The following is a 19374-nucleotide window of genomic DNA, read 5'->3' as shown; positions in this document are numbered from 1 at the left end:
TTTCCCTCCGTGAGTTCAGCGGGATGAGCGCCTTGGCATCCATGAACTCACGGACCTTTGTCTCCATTGCCGCGAGTTCGTAGCGCGCAAGCACGTCCCGCTGACCTGTACGTCCAGCTCGGACGGGGTTCACTCGGCTTGATGAAGATTCTGGTGTTTCGTCGGGATTCTCGAAGCCGTGGCGGTATCCCTGACGCATGCGCCAGTTGTGTGAACCGAGCGGCTGATGACGCTGGTGTGGTCCGCAATCTGTCGTCTGCGCGGGCGTTGCGGACGGCGGAGGAGGTCGAGGACTTCGAGCAGGAGATCGTCGACCAGTACGCCTTGTCGATGGCTGCTGCCGGGCTGACGGACGGGCACATCGGGAACGCCCGTACCTCGGTCGTGGAGTTTCTGCGGTCGTTTCCGGGCCCGTTGTGGACGGCGTCGTGTGATGATGCGGACCGGTTCCTGGCCGAACTGCGCCGCTTGGGCCGGTCTACCAGGACCCGTGCGGGCAAGGCCGGCATGGTGGCTCAGTTCTACGACTTCGTGATCAGCCGCTATCAGGGCGACGTCCATGCGCTGGTCGGCTGTGTCGTCGACCAGCCGATCGACGAGTACAACCGGCCGTCGGGGACGGCGCCTGGAGATGTGCGGGTGCCCCCGTCCGACGCGGAGGTGTGCCGGCTCTTCGACCATTGGCGCGGGACGATCCCCGGGGCGCGCAAGTACCTGCCTGCAGCGCGGAACTACTTCGCCGCATCGTTGTGGCGTCGGCTGGGCCTGCGGATCAACGAGACGGTCATGCTTGATATTCGCGACTGGCGGCCTGACCTGGGCACGTTCGGGAAACTGCACGTCCGCCACGGCAAGGGCAGCAGGGGACGCGGGGCGAAACCGCGACTGGTGCCGGCGATCAACGGCGCCGACCGGCTGATCGACTGGTGGCTCGCCGAGGTCCGTCACCAGTTCGGACCTGACTGGGCTGACCCGGATGCTCCGATGCTGCCCAGCGAGCGGCACGATCTGGTGATGAACCGCTGCGGCCGGGTCGGTGACGATTCCCTGCGGCAGGCCCTGAAAGACCAGGCCGGCCTTTGGTTGCCGGCCTGGTCGGGGCGGCTGACTCCGCACGTGCTGCGGCACTACTGCGCCTCCTCGCTGTACGGCGACGGGATGGACCTCAAGGCCCTGCAGGAACTGCTCGGGCACGAGTGGCTGTCGACCACGACCCGCTACATCCACGTCCGCAGCGACCACGTCGAACGGGCCTGGACCCAGGCCAACCAGCGCCTTACCTCGCGCTTCGGACTGGAGGGATGACCCGGTGCGCTGGAACCTGCGAATGACGGCCGCCGAGCACGGCATCTGGAAGTCCACCGAGATGCGCCGCCAACTCGCGGCCGCGGGAATGGAGATCAGCGCCGGGAAGATGTCGGCACTGTGGACCGGTACCCCGACCACGATCCGCCTGGACGACCTGGACGTGATCTGCGCGGTCCTCGATTGCGATCCCACCGCGCTGCTGATCCGCGAACCCGACAAGGTCGAGGCCCGCAGGCCCACCGTGCAACAGGCCGCCTCCGCCACGTCCGACGCGGCGGTGATTGTCACGCCCCGGTTCGGACAACACCGATCGGAGCCACCGCTGTGACCAGCCCACCTCCCAAGTGCCTGCGCTGCCAGATCAACCGCATCGCCTGGAGCAAGCCGCGCGTGGAGGTCTGCTACCAGTGCCTGCCCGGCGGCCCGTTCACGCCGCCGCCGTGCGCGGGCTGCGGCTCCACCGACGACGACTTCAGCCAGGGCCTGTGCTCCTCCTGCCACCCGGGCGGACCGACCCATCCGGGGTCCTGCCGCGGATGCCTTGCCTGGGGCGTTCAACGCTCCAACAGCTGGAACTGCTGGAGCTGCCGCTGGTGGGCACAGCACTATCCGGCCGCCGCATGCATGGTCTGCGGCCAGACAACGCCGATCGGCGAGGGCGGCGCCTGCCGTCTGTGCAGTGTGGAAGGCCGCCGGCTCAAAGAGCCCGGTCGGGCCGTCGACTACGCCGCGGTCAGCCGGAGTGGCCAACAGCTCTACCTGGCCAACCTGCACCACGCCTACGCGCCGCGGCGCCAACGTGACGCCCTCAAAGGAACTCCGGTGCCCGCCCAGCACGACCCACAACCCGGCCGAGGAGGGGAGTTCACTCTGGCGCGTCACCGGCAGCTGCTCCTGTTCCGCATGCCGCCCCACCAGGGCGCGCTCAAACGCCGTATCGCCGGCCCCGACACCGAGATGCTGGTCTACGGCGACGGCATCCTCCGCGAGCACGCCGCCCGGCACGGCTGGAGCAAGAAGGTCATCAACGAGGTCAAACGCTCGCTGAAACTGACTCTGACCGGAGTTGCGTGAAATCCCAGGTCAGCGGCATGCATGCAGGATCGTTTCCCTGCGGGATGACCTGCACGTGGCTCTCCTATCGATCGAAGATGTGCTGTTCCCCGGAGTCGATGTTGAACTGGAACGGCTGACCGTTGGCCCAGAGATCGTGCTGGTGGAGGTGGCCGCGTGCGGCCCGCTGGCCCGTTGCCCGAGCTGCGGCAGCCCAGGAAAACGGAGGCACTCCGCCTACTGGCGGACGCTGGCCGAACGACCCCTGGCCGGAGTGAAGTTGGCGATACGCCTCCGCGTTCGCCGCTTCTTCTGCGACCGCGCCCGGTGCAGGCAGACGACCTTCGTCGAGCAGGTCCCCGGGCTGAGCGAGCGCCACGTGCGTTCCAGCGTCGGGCTGAGGCAGTGGCTGCGGGCTGTCGCCACCGAGCTGGGCGGCCGCGCCGGCGAACGGCTCTGCCACAAGCTCAGCATCGCCGCCGGCCGGACCCGCCTCCTCGGACTGCTGGAAGCTCCCGAGGTGGCCGAGCGGGCGCCGCGGGTGCTCGGCGTCGACGAGTTCGCGTTCCGCAGGGGCCATACCTACGGGACCGTCCTCGTCGACGTCGAGACTGGCCGTGTCGTGGACGTGCTCCCGGACCGGACCTCGGGGACCTTCGCAGCCTGGCTGCGCGAGCACCCCGGCGCGGAGATCATCTGCCGTGACCGCGCCAGCGCCTACACCCGGGCGATCAAAGAAGCCGCGCCCGATGCGATCGAGGTGGCGGACAGGTGGCACCTGCTGCAAAACCTCTCGGCCGCGGTCGAGAAAACCTGCCACCAGCACCGCTCCTGCCTGCGCAAACACGTCGAGCAGGAGGAGCCGACGCCCGAACCTCCGGTGATCGATCTACCGGTGCCAGAGCTGCCCCGCACGCCTCTCGTCGAGCGCACTCGTGACCGCTACGCGGACGTCCACCGGCTGCTGGAGCAGAATTGGACGATCAGCGCGATTGCCCGCCACTTCGGCCTGGATCGCAAGACCGTACGCCGCTTCAAGACCACGCCGCTAGATGAACTCCTCGCCTCCGCGAAGGACTTCGGAATCCACAAGGCCAGGCTCCTGGAACCGTTCAAGCCCTACCTGAACAGCCGGTTCACCGCCGGATACACCAGCGGTACCCGGCTATTCCGCGAGATCCAGGAGCGCGGCTACATCGGCAGCGTCCAGGTCGTGCGCCGGCACCTGGCCAAGCTCCGCGAAGGGAGGGTCGAGCCGGTCCGCGCCGACATCCCCAGCCCGCGCCGCATTACCTCGTGGATCATGCGCCCGCGCGAGATACTCACGGACCAGGAGGTGGAGAAACTACTCGACGTCAGGATCGCCTGCCCGGACATCGCTCGGGCCTGCGACCTGGCCCGATGCTTTCGCGACCTGCTGGTCAACCGGCGCGGTGGCCTGCTGCCGGAGTGGATCCGTCAGGCCGAGCAGGACGCTCCCGCCCCGGTCCGCTCGTTTGCCGGTTTCCTGCGCCAGGACCTCGCAGCCGTCACTGCCGGCCTCACCCTCGAATGGAGCTCCGGCAAGGTCGAGGGTAACGTAAATCGAGTCAAAACGATCAAGCGAGCCATGTATGGCCGGGCCTCGTTCCGTCTCCTGAGGATCCGAATCCTCACCCGGATCTGATCGGGCTCGCCCTTCGACCAGCCGTCAGAGCTGGCCGCTGATCTGCCGGTACAGCCCCTCGAAAAACTCCCTAAGACCGGCTGCAGCAAGGTCGAACTGATCGAGCCACGAGCCGGTGGTCGACCTCCAGATCCGACCGGAGCCCGCCAGTGCGAACAGATGGCCGCCCCCGTCACTGGCGAATACCAGAGCAGGCTCTTCCCCGTCGATTTGGACGGCCCCGTATTCGCGGAAGTGATCCGCGACCAGCGAGGCCGGGTGGACGAAGTAGCCGTTCTCCACATCAGGCAAGGAGACCTCGTCGATCACCCAGTACATCGTGGTCAGATCCGAGGGAACCGGTGTCAGCTCCACGAGCGCGTCGGTGGCCTGTTGACTCTCCTCCGAAGCGAGCACGACCACGTTGCTGCCCGGCTCGAAGCCAAACCGCGCCTGGAACGATGCCATCAGCTTCGTGAGCGCCCCATCCGCCTGCTCGCACCAGCCGCGAAGCCACTCGGCATCAAGCCGTTCGTCAGCCACGGTCACTCCCTCATGCCTCCGCCGGAAACCATGCCCACGCGAGTCCGGAAGAACCTACAGGAGCGTTCACGCAACTCCGGTCAGAGCCCGTAATTCCCCATGGGCCGTGGTCACGTAATTCCCCAGGTCCTCGGACCTTGCGTCCGTATCCTGTGATTCCGATGCCGCCCTTCGGCCGGCACTCGGGTTCGTCGGCGCCGAGGAGGGATGAGACTGCTGTGACCGGTCTGGAGGCCACTCGTGCCGCGTTGCGCGAGCTGGAGGGACGGCCGTTTACGGCCATCGGCCGGGCCGCGACGCTTGTGTGGCTCACGTTCGGTGACGACGTGCCATGGGTGGACCACCGTGGCGAGCACACAGTCCACCCGGAGATGTCACTGCACTTGCAGTGCCGCTGGCGGCTGCTCAACGGCGTCTCCACGATGGTCCAGGAGGGCGATCTCTATGTTCCGGGCGCGCGGGCCGGAGCTGGGTTCGAGGCTGGGGGCGAGATCGGGACGAGCCGGTTCGACGACCGCGTCGAAACCGTCACGCAGCTCGTCGCAGCAGATGCTCCCGTCGTCGACCATGTGTGCGTCGGCGACGAGTTCGACCTTCAGCTGATGCTCTCGTCCGGCATGTCCTTGGAGGTGTTCCCGGCAGGGCGCCCGGAGTGGGAAGACTGGCGGTTCCTCAGCTCGGGCGAAGGGCGTCCGCACTATGTGGTGGAGAACGGTTCGGTGTTCAAGGCGTGAGCTCGGCGCGTGCGGGCCCGTCGCCGGGACCCGCGATGGCCAACGGGAACTGCTTGGTCAGGACGTTCTCAACCTTCGTGGCAGATCCCTTCGGGCGCTTGTTGGGTCGGTAGCTGGGTCCGTTCATGATGACCTGGTGGCTGGTGTTGATCAGTCGGTTCAGGAGCGACTCGGCGACGACGGGGTTGGGGAAGAGCGGATACCAGTCGCTGGGAGCCCGGTTGCTGGTGATGATCAGCGAGCGTCCCTGCCTCTCGGAGACCAGTTCGTAGAGGTCGTCGGCCTGGGCCGCGCTGAGCTGCCGCATGGCGAAGTCGTCCAGGATGAGGACCTCGGGTCGGATCAGCTCGCGGATGCGCTTGTCCCAGGTGCGGTCCGCGTGGCCGCCGGCGAGTTCGGCCAGGACCCGGCTGGTTTTCGTGAAGCGGACGTTCGCGCCCTGGCGGACGGCGAGGTGGCCGAGGGCCTGGGCGACGTGTGTCTTGCCCACCCCGACTGGCCCGAACAAGATCACCGACTCGCCGGCGTGGAGCCAGCGCAGGGCGGCCAGGTCGCGGATCTGGGCCGCGGGCAGCTTCGGGGAAGTAGTGAAGTCGAACTCCTCCAGGATGACCTTTTGCTCGAACTTCGCTTTCTGTAGGCGTCGTTGGAAGGCGACGGTCTCGCGGCGGGTGATCTCGTCCTGGCAGAGGACCTGGAGGAAGTCCAGGTGGCCGAGTTCACCGCCGTGAGCTTGGATCAGTCGTGCGTCGAGGGTCTCTAGCATCCCGGACAGCCGAAGTGCCTTCAGCGACTCGCGCAGGGTGGTGTCCATCACGCTCATCGGGCGGCCTCCTCGGCATTGTCAGCGTCAGCACGCCCCGGGGTGCCCTCGGGCTCGCCGGAGGTCTGGGAGGGGATGCTCGCGGCGAACAGGCCCTCGGGGCCGTGGAGGAAGGCCGCGGCCCCGGCATCGCCGGTCTCCGGTTCGGGGTCGGTCTCGGTGCCCGCGATCATGATGCCCTTGATGGTCCGATAAGAGGGGTCGCCGACCGCGATGGCCTTGGTGCAGGCCGCCTCCAGCCGCTGATCGCCGTACTTCTTCCGGAGCCCGAGGATCCCCTGGGCCGCGCGGAGCCGGTAGAGCGCGGCGACCTCGAGCAGCTGGTCGATCACCTCGCGGCAGGCGTCGCCGACCTCGGAGGACTGGCTGCGACACCAGATCGGCGTCTTCATCTGGAAGGCGATCTTCTCCGGCGGGTAGTCGTTCTTGTCCGTGCGCTTGCCCTGATCGAGTGCGGTGTGGGTCTTGACCAGCTCGTCCTCGTGGAAGACCTGGACCATCGTGGCGGTGGAGCGGACGTCGACCTTGCGGCCGATCAGCTTCCAAGGCACCGAGTAGAGGGTGCGGCCGACCTTGATGTGGATGTCGGGGCCGACTGCGGCGGTGGACCAGCGGGCCAGCACGAACGGCTTGTCCGGCGCTGGCAGCAGGGCCCTGGCCTCCACCGCCTCGAACACCGACAGCGGGCTCGCGCCGCCCAGCGGGCGGCACTGCCTGCGGCCGGCGGTGCCGGTCGACCAGGTCAGGGCCTCGGCCTGCATCTGCTCGACCGAGGTGAACTCCCGCCCGCTCCAGAACGAGTCGCGGACATACGGCATCGGCCGTTCGACCCGTGGCTTGTCCTTCGGCTTCGCCGCCCGGGCCGGGTCGACCAGAGCGCCGTAGTAGGTCGCGAGCTCGGCATACGACTTGTTGATCTTCGCATCGTAGAGGTCCGGCCGGTCCACCGCCGTGCGCAGGTTGTCCGGCACCAACCGCCGCGGGACACCGCCGAAGAACCGGAACGCTTCGACGTGGGCCTGAGTCCAGGCGTGCTGGTCCATGTGCACCACCGGCCGGATGAACATGTGCCGCGAGCAGGGCAGCACCATCACGAACGCCCAGATCCGGTGCCGCTTGCCGGTCGACGGGCTGATCCACTGCCCCAGGAAGCCGTAGTCGATCTGGGCCTCCGAGCCTGGCTCGACGTCCTCCCGCAGCACTGTCACCTTCGACCGGGCCGACTCGTCCGGGAGGTTCTCGGTCACCCATCGGCGGAACGTCGACAACGACACCGCCAACTTCCCCTCGTCTCTGAGGCGTTGGTGAATCGTGGTCACCGTGGTCGTCTCCAGCAGCCCCTTGACCAGGTCGCGGTGCGGCTCGATCTCCGCCCACGTGACCTGGTTCAGCCGACGGCGGGCCAGATCCGGGAACCAGCTCTTGATCAGCTTGCCCCAGTCTGCCTCGCTCATGGGCGGCCCACCCGGGGTCATTCCGGACGCCTCCGCCGGCGCCAGATACTTCCTGATGGTCTTGCGATCCACCCCCAACGAGGCCGCGAGTTGGTTCTTCGACCGACCCGCGTACCAGTGGACGTAGATCTCGACGATGTCGACCACGGCGAACGTTCTCCTTGCCATCCAGAGTGTCCGTCGACCTCTCGGCCTGTCGGTCGAGGGACGGTGACCACTCCGAGACGGCCAGGTCCCTCAAACCGGCTCGGGCATGCCCAAGGGGAACCTGAACGATTCGGATGGAACGAACACTCACAGGTCAAACCACCTTTTCTGGGGCATTCGAGGCTTCCGCCGTGGTCAACTTCCCCTTGGAGACTCGTGACCACGGCCCTGGCCCATTCCGTGACCACGAAGCCTCGGAAGTGGGGGAAATCGCTGACCGTTCACACAGCTCGGCGAACACCGTTGCTACCCCTCGCAGGGGCGATGAGGCCCGGCCAGCGTGAAGTCGCCGGACGTGTCGAGGGAGATGTTGCTACCCCTCGCAGGGGCGATGAGGCCCCGCCGCCCGGATCGAGCGTGAGCGCCAGGATGCCGCGTTGCTACCCCTCGCAGGGGCGATGAGGCCCGCGCGAGCATCCCGCGCCGCTCAACCTCGCCGCCCTGTTGCTACCCCTCGCAGGGGCGATGAGGCCTGGCCGCCCGGCTGGGTCCGCGGGAAGGGCTTCGTGTTGCTACCCCTCGCAGGGGCGATGAGGCCCCACGCCGCGCCGGGCCGTCCGGCCTCGATGGCGGGTTGCTACCCCTCGCAGGGGCGATGAGGCCCCCACGGTAAAGCCGCAGGTCGCGTGGAGGGAAGGTCCGGGGTGGTCGGGGGGCTTTGCAGCGGACCTCCGGTTGTGCACGCAAGCTCGGTGTGGCGCTGAAATCGTTTCGGTGAGTGGGGAGTTGGTGGTCAGATGACTTCTCCTGGTTGGTAGGTCTGTCGGTGGTTGTAGTGGAGGGTGAGTAGGCCGAGGCGGGGGTCGTAGTCGGCGTCGATGGTGTGGATGCGTAGGTGCTTGTTGTAGCGGGTTGCGTGGGCGGCCCAGTGGGGGAGGGGGATGAGGTATTGGTCGGCGTGGAGGCGGCCTTCCTTGGGGTTGGTGCCGGTGGTGAGGGCGGTTTCGTAGTGGGGGAGGTCGGTGAGGAGGATCGCTTCTGTTCCGTCGAATTGCGCGTCGAATTCCTCGGTGAGGCGTGAGCGGTCGGTGAAGGGGGCGTTGAAGTTGAGGAAGGCGTCGGTGAAGTGGGTGCGGTGGTCGTCGACGTCGGCGCGCCAGCGGGTCCCCCAGGGGCTGCGGTAGATCTCGTCGAGCCATTGGGTGACGGTTTGTTCGTCTAGGGTGCGGCCGTTGTGTCGGGTGAGGATGTTCCAGGCGAGTTGGGTGGGTTCGGCGTCGTAGACGCCGTCGGCCCAGAGTTTGTCGCCGGTGCCGCGGCGGGTGGTGTAGGTGGCTTGGTGGACGATGACGGGGGCGAGGGATTGGGTGGCGAGGCGGTTGACGCGGCCGAAGCGTTGGAAGAGGGCTTCGAGGTTGGCTGCGGAGGTGTGGCAGATGTCGAGGTCGAGATCGAGAGAGACCTCCAGGGCCTGGGTGCCGACGAGGAGACCTGGGTGTCGTGGGCGGCCTGCTCCGAAGCGGGCGGTGAGGGCGGCTTCGATGGTGTCGCGGTCCATGCGGCGGTAGCGGGAGTGCAGGAGCTGCGCGGAGCCGTCTCCGTGGAGCGCGGTGCAGTGGGATTCGAGTGCTTGGAACAGGGTGATGGCGTCGCGGACGTTGTTCGCGACGGCGAGTACGGAGCGCCCGGCGGCGAGTTCGTCGCGGATCTCGTCCACGGTCGCGTCGTCGGTGAGGTGGGCGTCGCGGAGGTGGAGCCGGTGGCGTACGGGGGCTGGGGCGGTGGTCGGTGGTTCGACGAGGGTGGTGTGGCCGTCGAGGGTGTCGTCGACGAGGTCGGCGAGGACACGGGGGAGGGTTGCGGACATGACGGCGATGCGTCCGCCGGTGTCGTGCCAGAACCGCATCGTGGCGAGGATCATGCCGAGGCGTCGGGTGTCGTAGGCGTGGAGTTCGTCGAGGACGAACACGGAGTTGGTGCTGTCGGTGAGGATGCCGGCGTGGATGGGGCCGGCGAGGAATCCGCGCAGGAGTTGGTAGGGGGTGCCGATGCGTAGGAGTTCGCGGAAGTTCTTGGTGGCCTGGGCGCGTGAGTGGGCCTTGGCTGCGGCGTCGGCCGGTTTGGACAGGTCGAGGCCGGGGTCTTGGCGGTCGTTGCTGGGGCAGCCGTCTTCGAGGGAGCGAGCCAGGTGGTAGGACGCGGCTTTCGAATGGGCGACGCCGATACGTCCTGGGGCGTCGAGTTCGGTTTCGAGGCGGCGGGTCATGGCGTTGATGCTGGCGAGGTAGGGCAGCAGGTAGAACACGCGGGGGTTTCCGCCGCAGTGGGCGGCCAGTTCCGTTTTCTGGCGGACGGCCCAGAGCAGGACGGCCTCGGTCTTGCCGCTTCCGGTCCATGAGCGCAGCAGCATGTGGCCGCTGGTTCGGGCGGCGCCTTGCTGTTGGGGGCGCAGCTGGTGTCCGGTGGCCGCGAGTCGGGCGGTCAGCGCGTCGGGGTAGTCGGCGGTGAGGGGGTGAGCGGTGTCCAGTGGCGCGTGGGCCGAGGAGAGGTGGTCGGCCATGGTGACGGCGCCGAGCAGGAGGGTGGTGGCGCGTCCGTGGGGCCCGTCGTCGAGAAGGGCATCCTCCCATTGGTCCATCACGCGGTTGAAGGCGGTGAAGGCGGAGTCGGTGAGGTCGGGCATCCGCAGGGCGGGCCGGTCGGTGCGGACCGGGAGGTGGTGGAGCCGGGCGGTGGTGTGCAGCCAATGCAGGAGTTGGGTGAGGTGTTGCTCGTCGGCGGGGGTGTAGCGGGTGAGGAAATCGGCGGCGGTGTCGGCGCCGTGCTGGGCCAGCAGGGATCTGGTGCCGCCGGTGAAGGGCCGGTGGTGGCCGGCGACGACCGCGGCGATCCAGGTGCGGGTCGGCACGGGCAGGTGGGGCAGAAGGTGCTCGACGAACCCGAGGGAGAGCACTTCGTGGCGTTCTCCCCAGTTCCGTGGCGCGTCGGGGGTGTTGCCGACCATGCGCTGGAAGCCGTACGGAACCTTCCCCGTGTCGTGCAGTAGAGCGGCGAGGGCCGCGCAGATCCAGAAGTCCACGGGCATGCCCGGGATGGTGCCGATCCGGGCCTGGATCTGGCGGAGGGCGGTCAGGGTGTGCAGCAGGTGGTCGGTGAGGAGCTCACCGGGTTGACCGGGCTTGGCGGGGCTCTTGGCGCGCAACGGCCGCACCGTACTCTCCTTGGGGTCAGGCGGCGAAAACCCGGTCGGGATGGGTGGCCGGGAGCAGGGCGACGGCCTGACCCTCGGCGGTCGCGTTTCCGGTGTCGATCCGTGCGGTCGAACCGGTAGGGGCGTAGCGGTAGCCGTCCCAGTGGGTTCGGGCGCGGGTGTGCGCGATGGCGGTGGTCAAACGGATGCGGGTGCCGGTGGCGCCGGGCACGTCGTCGGGCACGATCGCGTGGCCTTGGACTCCGGCGCCGGGCACGAGCTCCACTGTCTGGACGCGGACGGAGGCGAGGTCCTGGCTGCGTCCGAGGCGCAGCGGCCACGCCGGGGCGCGCAGTGCGCGCCGCCACAAGTCGAGGTCCTCAGTGAGCCAGATGGTAAGGGTGGTGCGTGCGAGGAAGTCGCGGTCCTTGATGGTGGTGTTCGTTTCGATGCCGGGCCCGGCGATCGGGTGGTAGGTCTCCAGGTCGATGCCGTGGCCGGCCGCGTGGAAGGCCATGGCGAACCGGGTGGAGGGGGGCACGCGGTCCCATCCTCCGGCCGCGGCGGCGAGTAGACCTCCCACGGTGGAGGGCGGTGGACAGGGCAGGCCGACCTGCAGGCCGTCGTAGAGGGGGTTGCGGAAGCTGACGATCGGGGCGGAGACAGTTGCCTGGAGTGCTGGGGGCATGGGTATTCCTCACGCATGTGCGGTCGGTCGGGCGTTCCCTTGCCAAGGGGCGATCGTGGTGCGGGGGCCGAACGTCAGGCGAGTGGGGCGTCGTCGAACCACGCGTCGTGATCGCCTGCCTCGATCTCGGTGGCGAGGGCGTTGAGGATGGTCCGCGGGTGTCCGATGACGACCTTCTTCTCGTCGATGAGCTTCTTGAGGTCGGTGGTCGCGCGGTCGCGCTGGTCACCGAGGAAGCCGGGAGCCCAGCCGATACGGACCGGGCCGTCCAGCACGTCGGCCCACGCCTCGATCTCCTCCGAGAGGATGTCGGTGTCGAAGTGGGTGGTGCGCTGGCGGGCGCGGATCACCCGGGTGAAAGGGTTCGTGCCGCCCTTGACCGGTGCGAGGATGATCAGTCCCGGGGTGCGGTCGCCGTAGTGCGCCGACTGTTTCGCGCCCCCCTTGACCACGGCCATGGTGCGCAGGAGCAGCGCCACCCGGCGGCGCCGTTCGGCCAGGGGCATGCGCACGCACTCCACCCCGCGCAGGGTGACGCTCACGCTGCCCGCCTCGATCAGCGCGGTGGCGGTCGCGGCGGGCAGGGCGGACTTGCTGGTCTTGCCGCCGAGTTCGAAGGTGCCGACCCGGGGCAGGTCGAGCAGCAGATCGCCGGCGAGGTCGGCGGTGTACATCTGGTGCTCGTGGATGACCGGGTGGGCTCCCGGTTCGAAGTCGCGGCTCATCGTGCCGAAGTCCATCTGGGGCTTGTTGGGCACCACCGCGACCAGCGTCCCCGTCGCGAGCACGGTGTCACGCATGAACGTCTTCGACTCGCCCTTCTTCGCGCCCTCGTCGGCCTTGACCGCGATCATGTAGCCGAACACGTCGTCGTCGAGGTACAGGTCAGGGCGGCCCTTGGTGTACGCCTGCTGCTTCTTGCCCTCGCCGCTGCGGACCACCGGCGAGGTCGGCTCCCCCTCGGGCAGGCTGTCGCGCAGCCAGCGACGGGCGGCCTGCGCCGACACGTACGGGTAGGTGTCCGCGCCGACGGTGAACTGCTTGACCATGCCGCGGTTGTCCTCACCACGGCCGTTGTTGGGCGCGCCGGCCTTGATGCCCAGGACGGTCTGCCCCACCAGAAACGTCATCGTTCTTCCCTCAGTTCTCGTCGTTGTCGGAGTCGGCGGAGTCGGACAGCTCGTCCTGCAGTTCGCGTAGTTCCTCGTTGGATCCCTTGGGCTTCCAGCCGTTCCTCGCGAGCGCCTCCAGCACCGCGAAGGTCAGCAGCCGGCGCCAGGACCAGGAGCGCTCGTCCTCGAAGAGCAGGCGATAGTCCCGCACCGGCAGGAGCACCGGCTCGGTGCCTTCCGGCCGGGGGAACAACTGCCACTCCACGGCCCGAGAGCGAAACCATCCGTAAAGGTTCCCGCCACTGCTGTTGGCACGGACGAAGTCACGGAAGGGGCCGGGGCGGCTGTCCTGCCCCAGCAACGCGGCGAGCCGGCCGGCCAGCAGCGTGATGCGTTCGACGTCTTTCTCGTCCATGGTCAGTACCTCGATGCAGTAGGAGTGCACGATCGCGTGGAGTGACGCCACCTCGGGCGGCACCGCGCCCTGTGAGGCGGCCGCTCGCGTCAGCAGATTGGCGACGGCCGCGTTGAGCACCTGCGCGGGGCGGGCGAACGCCCGCTTGGCCAAGTACGCCTCGCCCGGGACCTGCTTGGTCGCCTGAGTCGCCGTCAACGCGGCATAACCCTGTTTGCGGTTGGCGTGCCGCACGGTCGACCGCAGCCACTCGGCGATGGGCTGGCTCATCTCCTGCGTGACGAGCAACTGCTCCTTGTTGGAGTTCGACAGCACGAACAACTCCACCGGCGCGGTGATACGGCGGCGCTGGTGGCCGTACTCGCGTACCGCGCTCAGCACCGCCAACTCGCGCGCGTAAGGGATCTTCTTCGCACCCTTAACCGACGTGACCGCGATCGCACGCTCCAGAGTCTGCTGCACCGCGGATCTCGTCACCCGAGCGAGAAAGTCGTCGTCCCAGGAGTGAATCGCCATAGCCCGGCCACCGGACAGCACCGCCCCGTACGGGAACGCCCACAGGCACGACACGCAGGGGTAGCACAACGCCGTGCCCTGATGCCCGGGGACGGTGGTGTTGCGGTACGTCACGCTCGCTCCGAGCGGGATGTCGACCTTCCCGAACCACTCACACGCCTCGCGCCCGCAGTACGCACACGGGACACCGAGGCGGCGCAACGCACCCTCTGAGGTGCGCCAGGCAGCGATCTGCGCCCGCCGTTCGGCGGGGCTCTGCCGTCCCCGGGCCGTCGGGTTGATCTTGGAATTGGGCCACAGCAGGTAGCTGGCGCTGAGCCAGAACCCCCCGGGATCGGATGCCTTGGCCAGCTCCGACGTCCTGAGCAGATCACTCGTCATACGGTCGGTCACGGCCGAGAACCCCGCCGGTGACACCTCCCCGGGGGAGGACACCTTGGCGAGAGCGGCCAGCGCGAAAGCCCCGATACGCTGCAGAGGGCTCGACGTCAGGACGATGGACGGGCCACCCGCCGGCGCATCCGAACCGCAGCCGGGCCCCGGGCCTCCCGCCGGGTCGCCGCCGTCAGACATTGATCCAGCCCATGCCCGCGGCGTTCGCCTGCCCGATCCCCCAGTCCGCGATGGCGGACAGCGTCTGCGGTGGCCCCGACACCGTGACCTCGACGCACGCACCGGGCTTCTTGCCCCCGCCGCCGGCAGCACCCGCGACCGCGAAGGACCGCTTGGGCCCCGTCCACCCGACGCGTTCCAACGTCACCTCCGCGTCCAGCCCGAGGCTCTCGGCCTTCCGCCGCAGGTTGTTCTGCACGTACACGTCCCACTCCGGCTCGCCCGGCAGGCGCCACACCGTGCCCTCCGCCCGTCGGCCCTGCGCGTCACGCTCCAGCACGGCCTTGGTCACCACCGGAGTCGACGTACGGAACACCGCGTGACCCGAGTCGAACGACGGCGTCTCCACCAGCACCACGCGGTCCACGATGAACGCCGTCGCGCCCCACGCCAGTACTGGGGTTTCACGCAGGGCGGTAGCCCAGCCCTCGACCACCGCCGCCAGCGGACTGCCCAACTCGACCGCCCCCGGCCCGTCCGCCGCATACACCCCCCGACGCCGCCGGGCCGCCCGGAAGGTCGGTGCCCCGTACCCGAAGGGCACCATCCCGTACGGCCCCCACCCCGCCTTGTGCAAAGCCGCACCCAACGAAGGCGCTCCCCGCTTCAGCAGCTCGTATGCGAGCGCACGCCCCGGGGCCAGCACGTCCCGCCACGGCAACTCCCTTGCCCCCGTGTGGAACTCCACCCGTAACCGCATCCCCATCCCCTTTGATCAGATCAGTCGTCAAAACCGCAGCTCAGGGCACTGACAGCTCCCACTGTCAGTGCCCCCTGTCACAGTGGGCTGCGCGATGGGAGCCGCCGGAGCAACACCCGATCGGAGCAGAAAGTAGCCGACTGACTACAAGATCGCAACGTCGAGACAGCGTCCAGTGAGACACGAAGAGCATGACGGCGGTGGCTGCAGCGATACGATGGCCAACATTGCTCCATCGTTGAGTTGCGGTCTCGCGCTCAAGGAATGGGTTGCAACTGTCTGACTGGACGCTGCACGCGCTGCGGTATGGTCGGCTCATCGCCCCTTCTAGGGGAACCGCCCGACGAACGGGCGTCCACCAAGGACACGTGACATGCCCGTGACCGGTGGAAGCCGTCCCTCACGGGGATCGCGAATCCTGCGCCCGCGGACACGCCGTCCCGCAAAGCGCATCTTCGAACGTCGCGTCAACACCCCAGCCCGGAGACCTCTTTGACCACGACCACCGAAGCTTCGAAGCGCCCAACGCCGCTCGCAAGCGTCCTCACGCGGGGACGAGGCCTGCCAGCGGGTCTTCCGCGGCCCCTGTCCGTCGAAAAGCCTGACGCATGATCGGCTACGACGACGTCGGCGGCGTCCACATCAAGTACCTGTACCACTGCCAACGCCAACTTTGGCTGTACCTACGGGGGATCCGCCCCGAGCACCTCAACGCTGCGGTCCAACTCGGCGAAGCCGTCCACGACACCTCCTACACCCGCAACACTCCCGTCGACCTCGGCGCCGCCCAACTCGACTTCCTCGACGGCAACCACTGGGTACACGAAGTGAAATCCTCCGCGCGCGCCACCCCCGCCGACGAGGCCCAAGGACGCCACTACTGCCACCGCCTGCACCGCGTCGGCATCGACGCCAAGGGCGCGGTCCTGCACTACCCGAAGACCCGCCGCACCCGGAAGTTCCCCTACGACGAGCCCGCCGCACACCAGGCGAACACCGACATCGAAGCGGTCCTGACCCTCGCCCGCACCGCAGACTCACCCGACCGCCTAGCACGGTCGGCCTGCCGGGGATGCAGCTTCACCGACTACTGCTGGACGGAGTGAGATGCCCGCCGCCGCCCGCACGTACTGGCTCACCAGCCCGTGCCGCATCCGCCGCAAAGACGAATCCCTGATCATCGAACGGGACAACGCCGCCGGGGTCCACATCCCCGTCACCGACGTCCGCGACATCGTCGCCTGCGCCGAGACCGACATCAACACCGCAGTTGTCTCCCTGCTGAACCGGCACCGCATCAACGTCCACCTCCTCAGCTACTACGGCGACTACGCCGGCTCCCTGCTCACCTCCGACAGCAGCACCTCCGGCGAGGCCGTCCTCGCCCAAGCCCGCACCGCCGCCGACCCTCAAGCGAGCGTGGCGATCGCCCGCAGCATCGTGGACGCCTGCGCCTTCAACGTCCGCCGCGTCGTCGACCGCAAACTCCTCACCCGCCCCTACACCGTTCTCCAGGACTCCCTCAAAACCAGCACCACCCAAGCCCAACTCATGGGCGCCGAAGGCACCTTCCGCCGCTCCGCCTGGGAAGTCATCGACACCAAACTCCCGACTGGCTCCAACTGAACGGCCGAAGCCGCCGCCCACCCAAGAACGCCGGCAACGCCTTCATCAGCTACGTCAACGGCATCACCTACGCCCGCGTTCTGACCGCTGTACGCCTCACCCCCCTCCACAGCGGCATCGCCTTCCTTCACGGCACCATGGAACGCCAGCGCCACTCCCTGGTCCTGGACCTGTCGGAGATGTTCAAACCCCTCATGGCCGAACGTCTCCTGCTGCGTATGGCCGCCCGCAATCAGCTCAAGGAACACCACTTCGATCGCGACACCAACCAGGCCATGCTCAGCGACGCAGGACGCAAACTCGTCGTCCAGACCGTCCGCGACGAGTTCGCTGTCACCGTCGCCCACCGCACTCTTGCCCGCAACGTCGCCTACGACGAACTCCTCTACCTCGACGCCCTCGCCCTCACCCGGCACTGCCTCGAAAACACCCCCTACAAGCCTTTCCGGATCTGGTGGTAGCCGGCCGTGTACGTCGTTGTCGTCTACGACACCCTCGCCGAACGCAACCCCGAAATCCTCCGCACCTGTCGCAAATACCTCCACCACGTCCAACGCAGCGTCTTCGAAGGCAACCTCAGCGACGCCCAACTTCGCCGTTTCCACAACGCCGTCGAAGCCGTCCTCGACCTCACCTACGACAACGTCCTCGTCTACACCTACCCCCCAGGAGCCACACCCGAGCGCCTCGAATGGGGCGCCACCGAACCCGCCCCCACCGACGTACTCTGAATCCTGCGGGATCCACCAGATTTCAGCGCCGCCCCGGGCCCACCCGCACAACCGGAGGTCCGCTGCAAAACCCCCAACAACACCGGACCATCCGACCCGTGTGACCTGCAGCTTTACCGTGGGGCCCTCATCGCCCCTGCGAGGGGTAGCAACCCGATCCCACCGCCCCGCAGCCGCACAGTCCCCGCACGCCCTCATCGCCCCTGCGAGGGGTAGCAACCTGTCGTTGTCCGGGTTGCAGGCCGTCGCCGTGTAGCCCTCATCGCCCCTGCGAGGGGTAGCAACGTGGCGCTGGTGGTGAGGTCGGCGGGGGCGACCAGGGCCCTCATCGCCCCTGCGAGGGGTAGCAACATCGCGGAGCCTTCCTGGCGGGAGTAGCGGGCCGGGCGCCCTTATCGCCCCTGCGAGGGGTAGCAACGCGTACTGCTCAGCGGTGTAGTGCTCGGGCCGGGGTGGCCCTCATCGCCCTTCGAGGGGTAGCAACACGCCTACCACCCGGCATTCGGGCACCGGCAGACACGCCCTTTGCCCCCGAGAGGCGTAGAATCGCCGTCCGGGCGGGCAGGGATAGCCATTTCGCTCGGCGCTGCAGCGCCGAGCCATGGTGCGAGGGCGGCTCGGGTTGCCGCATCTGGTGGAGCGTCTGCCATTAGGCGGCCTCGAACGCTCGTCGAATCAGTGGCCTTGCCTTATCCAGGCCGACAGACGACTCGATCCGGACCTCCAGGTCACCCGTCCCGAGGTGCCCGATGCCGCGCATGTCGCGGGTGAAGCCCTCTTCCAGTACGACGGTGTCCGGGTCGAGGGTGAGGTACACCAGGATCACCCCGTACGACGGACGGAAGATGACCGAGGCGCGGTTCACCATCCGCCGGTACGCGATGTAGTGGCGAAGCCGAGCCACCTCCACCTCGCCCCATGCGGTCAACGCCTCGTCCAGCTCGCCGTACAGGTCCCGCAGGCACTCGGGAACGCTGGTTGGTGCCGCCCGGAGACCGTCGCCGGCACCGGTCGCCCCTCGGTTCCGCTGCGGCGCAAGACCCGGACCGGCAGATGCGGGTGAAGACTCGACCAGCATCAGACTCAGCAGACCACCGTCGAATACCCGGTAGCGCACCAGGTCGATCCGTCTGCGGTTGTCGTACACCGCGACCCGGTCATGCCGGGAGAAGTCGCCGGCGATGCAGACCGCCCGCGCGTTCCGCCAGTCGATCTCCTCGACCGCCCCGGAACCCAGCCGCTCCCGCACCAACGCCTCGAACTCGTGACGGGCGGAACACAGCCACGACAGATAGGAGGAAGCCTGGGACAGCACCCCGCTATCCACGGTCTTCTTGTACTCCACGACCACCGGAGCGCCGTTCTCGTCCAGACCCAGGGTGTCGATGCGGCCCCGGTGCCACGGACCCGTCGGGTACTCCGACGCCAGGAACCGAATGCCGAGCATCGCCTCCATGCCCGCCTCGACCCGACGCTGCAACTCCACCTCCAGCGCTACCGTCGACCCGCGCAGCTCCACGTCCCCGCTCGCGGCATCTCGCCGGAACAGCTTGAGGTCCGTCACCCGTGCAGCCCCCGTCCCCTTAGTCTCCTGTCATGGCCAATCGCGGCAGCGGCCGGTGTATTCCGACGACGTTCGCAGGTGGAAGGCTTGGGAGGGAGGCGAATGGTCGGCACTTGTTGAATGGCTACAACCTACGTGTTGGGTCCGAACCGGGCGGATCCATCGGGTTCGACTCCGGAGGCTGGTTCTCTGAGTTGTGCCCCCAGAACATTAGTCTCTCCGGGCAAGACAGTTGGTCGTGGCCAGGATCATCCCTCTGACAGTCACGTGGGAGAGGGCATGGGAGCGCAAGGGGAGCGCGGACGCCTTTGGACGTCCCAGCATGAGCCAACATGACTGAGCCTCATGCATGCTTCCTGATCAGGCAAAACGAGACTCGGCGGTACTGCCAGACATGATGTGTCACGATCGCTGGCGTACTCGTAATGCGTAGGTATCCGCCGCTCTGTCGGACCGAGCGTCGTCGTTTTCGGTGCTTCGGGGGAGTGCGGAAGCAGTGCCTCCGCACTCCGA

16 protein-coding genes, 1 pseudogene and 2 CRISPR repeat arrays are annotated in these 19374 nt (G+C 67.9%); of the genes and pseudogenes, 8 read left to right on the top strand and 9 right to left on the bottom strand.

Features of this window, described 5'->3' with window-relative positions:
- The first annotated feature begins 141 nt into the window (after positions 1-141).
- From ACIPAE_RS08665 to ACIPAE_RS08650, 4 genes are read left to right on the top strand one after another with little or no spacing between them, the layout of a single operon-like run.
- Positions 142-1305 (top strand): tyrosine-type recombinase/integrase, encoded by a 1164-nt coding sequence (locus ACIPAE_RS08665; protein ID WP_402443818.1) that lies wholly within the window; start codon positions 142-144, stop codon positions 1303-1305.
- A 4-nt stretch (positions 1306-1309) separates the two neighbouring features.
- Positions 1310-1636: a helix-turn-helix domain-containing protein gene (locus ACIPAE_RS08660; protein WP_402443816.1), complete on the top strand. Its 327-nt coding sequence runs from the start codon at positions 1310-1312 to the stop codon at positions 1634-1636.
- On the top strand, positions 1633-2382 hold the full coding sequence (locus tag ACIPAE_RS08655) for a hypothetical protein (protein ID WP_402443814.1): 750 nt from the start codon (positions 1633-1635) through the stop codon (positions 2380-2382). The genes ACIPAE_RS08660 and ACIPAE_RS08655 overlap by 4 nt, the downstream gene beginning before the upstream one ends.
- Before the next feature lie 55 nt (positions 2383-2437).
- Positions 2438-4027, top strand: a complete 1590-nt coding sequence (locus tag ACIPAE_RS08650) for an ISL3 family transposase (protein ID WP_402443813.1) — start codon at positions 2438-2440, stop codon at positions 4025-4027.
- Between the two features lie 24 nt (positions 4028-4051).
- Here ACIPAE_RS08650 and ACIPAE_RS08645 read toward each other — a convergent pair whose 3' ends face one another.
- Positions 4052-4549 carry a hypothetical protein gene (locus ACIPAE_RS08645; protein ID WP_402443811.1) on the bottom strand — a complete coding sequence of 166 codons (498 nt, stop codon included), beginning with the start codon at positions 4547-4549 and terminating at the stop codon, positions 4052-4054.
- A gap of 218 nt (positions 4550-4767) precedes the next feature.
- Here ACIPAE_RS08645 and ACIPAE_RS08640 point away from each other — a divergent pair, with 218 nt between their 5' ends.
- Positions 4768-5283 (top strand): hypothetical protein, encoded by a 516-nt coding sequence (locus ACIPAE_RS08640; protein ID WP_402443809.1) that lies wholly within the window; start codon positions 4768-4770, stop codon positions 5281-5283.
- Here ACIPAE_RS08640 and istB read toward each other — a convergent pair.
- The 7 genes from istB to ACIPAE_RS08605 all read right to left on the bottom strand — a co-directional run bounded on the left by istB (position 5273) and on the right by ACIPAE_RS08605 (position 14730).
- Positions 5273-6106 (bottom strand): IS21-like element helper ATPase IstB, encoded by an 834-nt coding sequence (istB, locus tag ACIPAE_RS08635; RefSeq protein ID WP_402443807.1) that lies wholly within the window; start codon positions 6104-6106, stop codon positions 5273-5275. The two genes, ACIPAE_RS08640 and istB, sit on opposite strands and share 11 nt — an antisense overlap.
- Positions 6103-7707 (bottom strand): IS21 family transposase, encoded by a 1605-nt coding sequence (gene istA / locus ACIPAE_RS08630; protein ID WP_402443969.1) that lies wholly within the window; start codon positions 7705-7707, stop codon positions 6103-6105. The genes istB and istA overlap by 4 nt, the downstream gene beginning before the upstream one ends.
- A 302-nt stretch (positions 7708-8009) precedes the next feature.
- Positions 8010-8371: direct repeats of the CRISPR family, unit length 31 nt; unit sequence GTTGCTACCCCTCGCAGGGGCGATGAGGCCC.
- A gap of 129 nt (positions 8372-8500) precedes the next feature.
- Positions 8501-10909, bottom strand: a complete 2409-nt coding sequence (gene cas3 / locus ACIPAE_RS08625; RefSeq protein WP_402443805.1) for a CRISPR-associated helicase Cas3' — start codon at positions 10907-10909, stop codon at positions 8501-8503.
- 25 nt (positions 10910-10934) lie between these two features.
- Positions 10935-11585: a CRISPR-associated protein Cas5 gene (gene cas5, locus ACIPAE_RS08620; RefSeq protein ID WP_402443803.1), complete on the bottom strand. Its 651-nt coding sequence runs from the start codon at positions 11583-11585 to the stop codon at positions 10935-10937.
- A 74-nt stretch (positions 11586-11659) separates the two neighbouring features.
- Positions 11660-12715 (bottom strand): type I-B CRISPR-associated protein Cas7/Cst2/DevR, encoded by a 1056-nt coding sequence (gene cas7i, locus ACIPAE_RS08615; protein WP_402443801.1) that lies wholly within the window; start codon positions 12713-12715, stop codon positions 11660-11662.
- A 10-nt stretch (positions 12716-12725) separates the two neighbouring features.
- The gene (locus ACIPAE_RS08610; RefSeq protein ID WP_402443799.1) at positions 12726-14021 is read right to left on the bottom strand and encodes a hypothetical protein; all 1296 of its coding nucleotides are present in this window, start codon (positions 14019-14021) and stop codon (positions 12726-12728) included.
- Between the two features lie 172 nt (positions 14022-14193).
- A complete protein-coding gene (locus ACIPAE_RS08605; protein ID WP_402443797.1) occupies positions 14194-14730 on the bottom strand; it encodes a CRISPR-associated endoribonuclease Cas6 in 537 nt (178 codons plus the stop codon).
- Between the two features lie 818 nt (positions 14731-15548).
- Here ACIPAE_RS08605 and ACIPAE_RS08600 point away from each other — a divergent pair.
- From ACIPAE_RS08600 to cas2, 3 genes and pseudogenes are all read left to right on the top strand, one after another.
- The gene (locus ACIPAE_RS08600) at positions 15549-16046 is read left to right on the top strand and encodes a CRISPR-associated protein Cas4 (RefSeq protein WP_402443796.1); all 498 of its coding nucleotides are present in this window, start codon (positions 15549-15551) and stop codon (positions 16044-16046) included.
- Between the two features lies 1 nt (position 16047).
- Positions 16048-17027: pseudogene (gene cas1b / locus ACIPAE_RS08595) on the top strand (type I-B CRISPR-associated endonuclease Cas1b).
- A gap of 6 nt (positions 17028-17033) precedes the next feature.
- Positions 17034-17297 carry a CRISPR-associated endonuclease Cas2 gene (cas2, locus tag ACIPAE_RS08590; RefSeq protein ID WP_402443794.1) on the top strand — a complete coding sequence of 88 codons (264 nt, stop codon included), beginning with the start codon at positions 17034-17036 and terminating at the stop codon, positions 17295-17297.
- Positions 17298-17420: 123 nt separating this feature from the next.
- Positions 17421-17781: direct repeats of the CRISPR family, unit length 24 nt; unit sequence ATCGCCCCTGCGAGGGGTAGCAAC.
- A gap of 165 nt (positions 17782-17946) precedes the next feature.
- On the opposite strand, the gene ACIPAE_RS08585 is transcribed toward cas2, so the two are convergent.
- Positions 17947-18861 (bottom strand): hypothetical protein, encoded by a 915-nt coding sequence (locus ACIPAE_RS08585; protein ID WP_402443792.1) that lies wholly within the window; start codon positions 18859-18861, stop codon positions 17947-17949.
- Between the last annotated feature and the right edge of the window lie 513 nt (positions 18862-19374).

It is taken from the genome of Streptomyces sp. NPDC087270, assembly GCF_044744625.1.
GTDB lineage: Bacteria > Actinomycetota > Actinomycetes > Streptomycetales > Streptomycetaceae > Actinacidiphila.
The sequence above is the reverse complement of the archived record's forward strand: the minus strand, read 5'-3'. Positions and strand labels throughout refer to the sequence as shown.

What these genes read in the sequence shown, in the direction of transcription:
- ACIPAE_RS08665 (WP_402443818.1), top strand. Translation starts at nt 142, where the DNA reads ATGAAGATTCTGGTGTTTCGTCGGGATTCTCGAAGCCGTGGCGGTATC.
- cas7i (WP_402443801.1), bottom strand. Translation starts at nt 12,715, where the DNA reads ATGACGTTTCTGGTGGGGCAGACCGTCCTGGGCATCAAGGCCGGCGCG.
- ACIPAE_RS08600 (WP_402443796.1), top strand. Translation starts at nt 15,549, where the DNA reads ATGATCGGCTACGACGACGTCGGCGGCGTCCACATCAAGTACCTGTAC.
- cas5 (WP_402443803.1), bottom strand. Translation starts at nt 11,585, where the DNA reads ATGCCCCCAGCACTCCAGGCAACTGTCTCCGCCCCGATCGTCAGCTTC.
- istB (WP_402443807.1), bottom strand. Translation starts at nt 6,106, where the DNA reads ATGAGCGTGATGGACACCACCCTGCGCGAGTCGCTGAAGGCACTTCGG.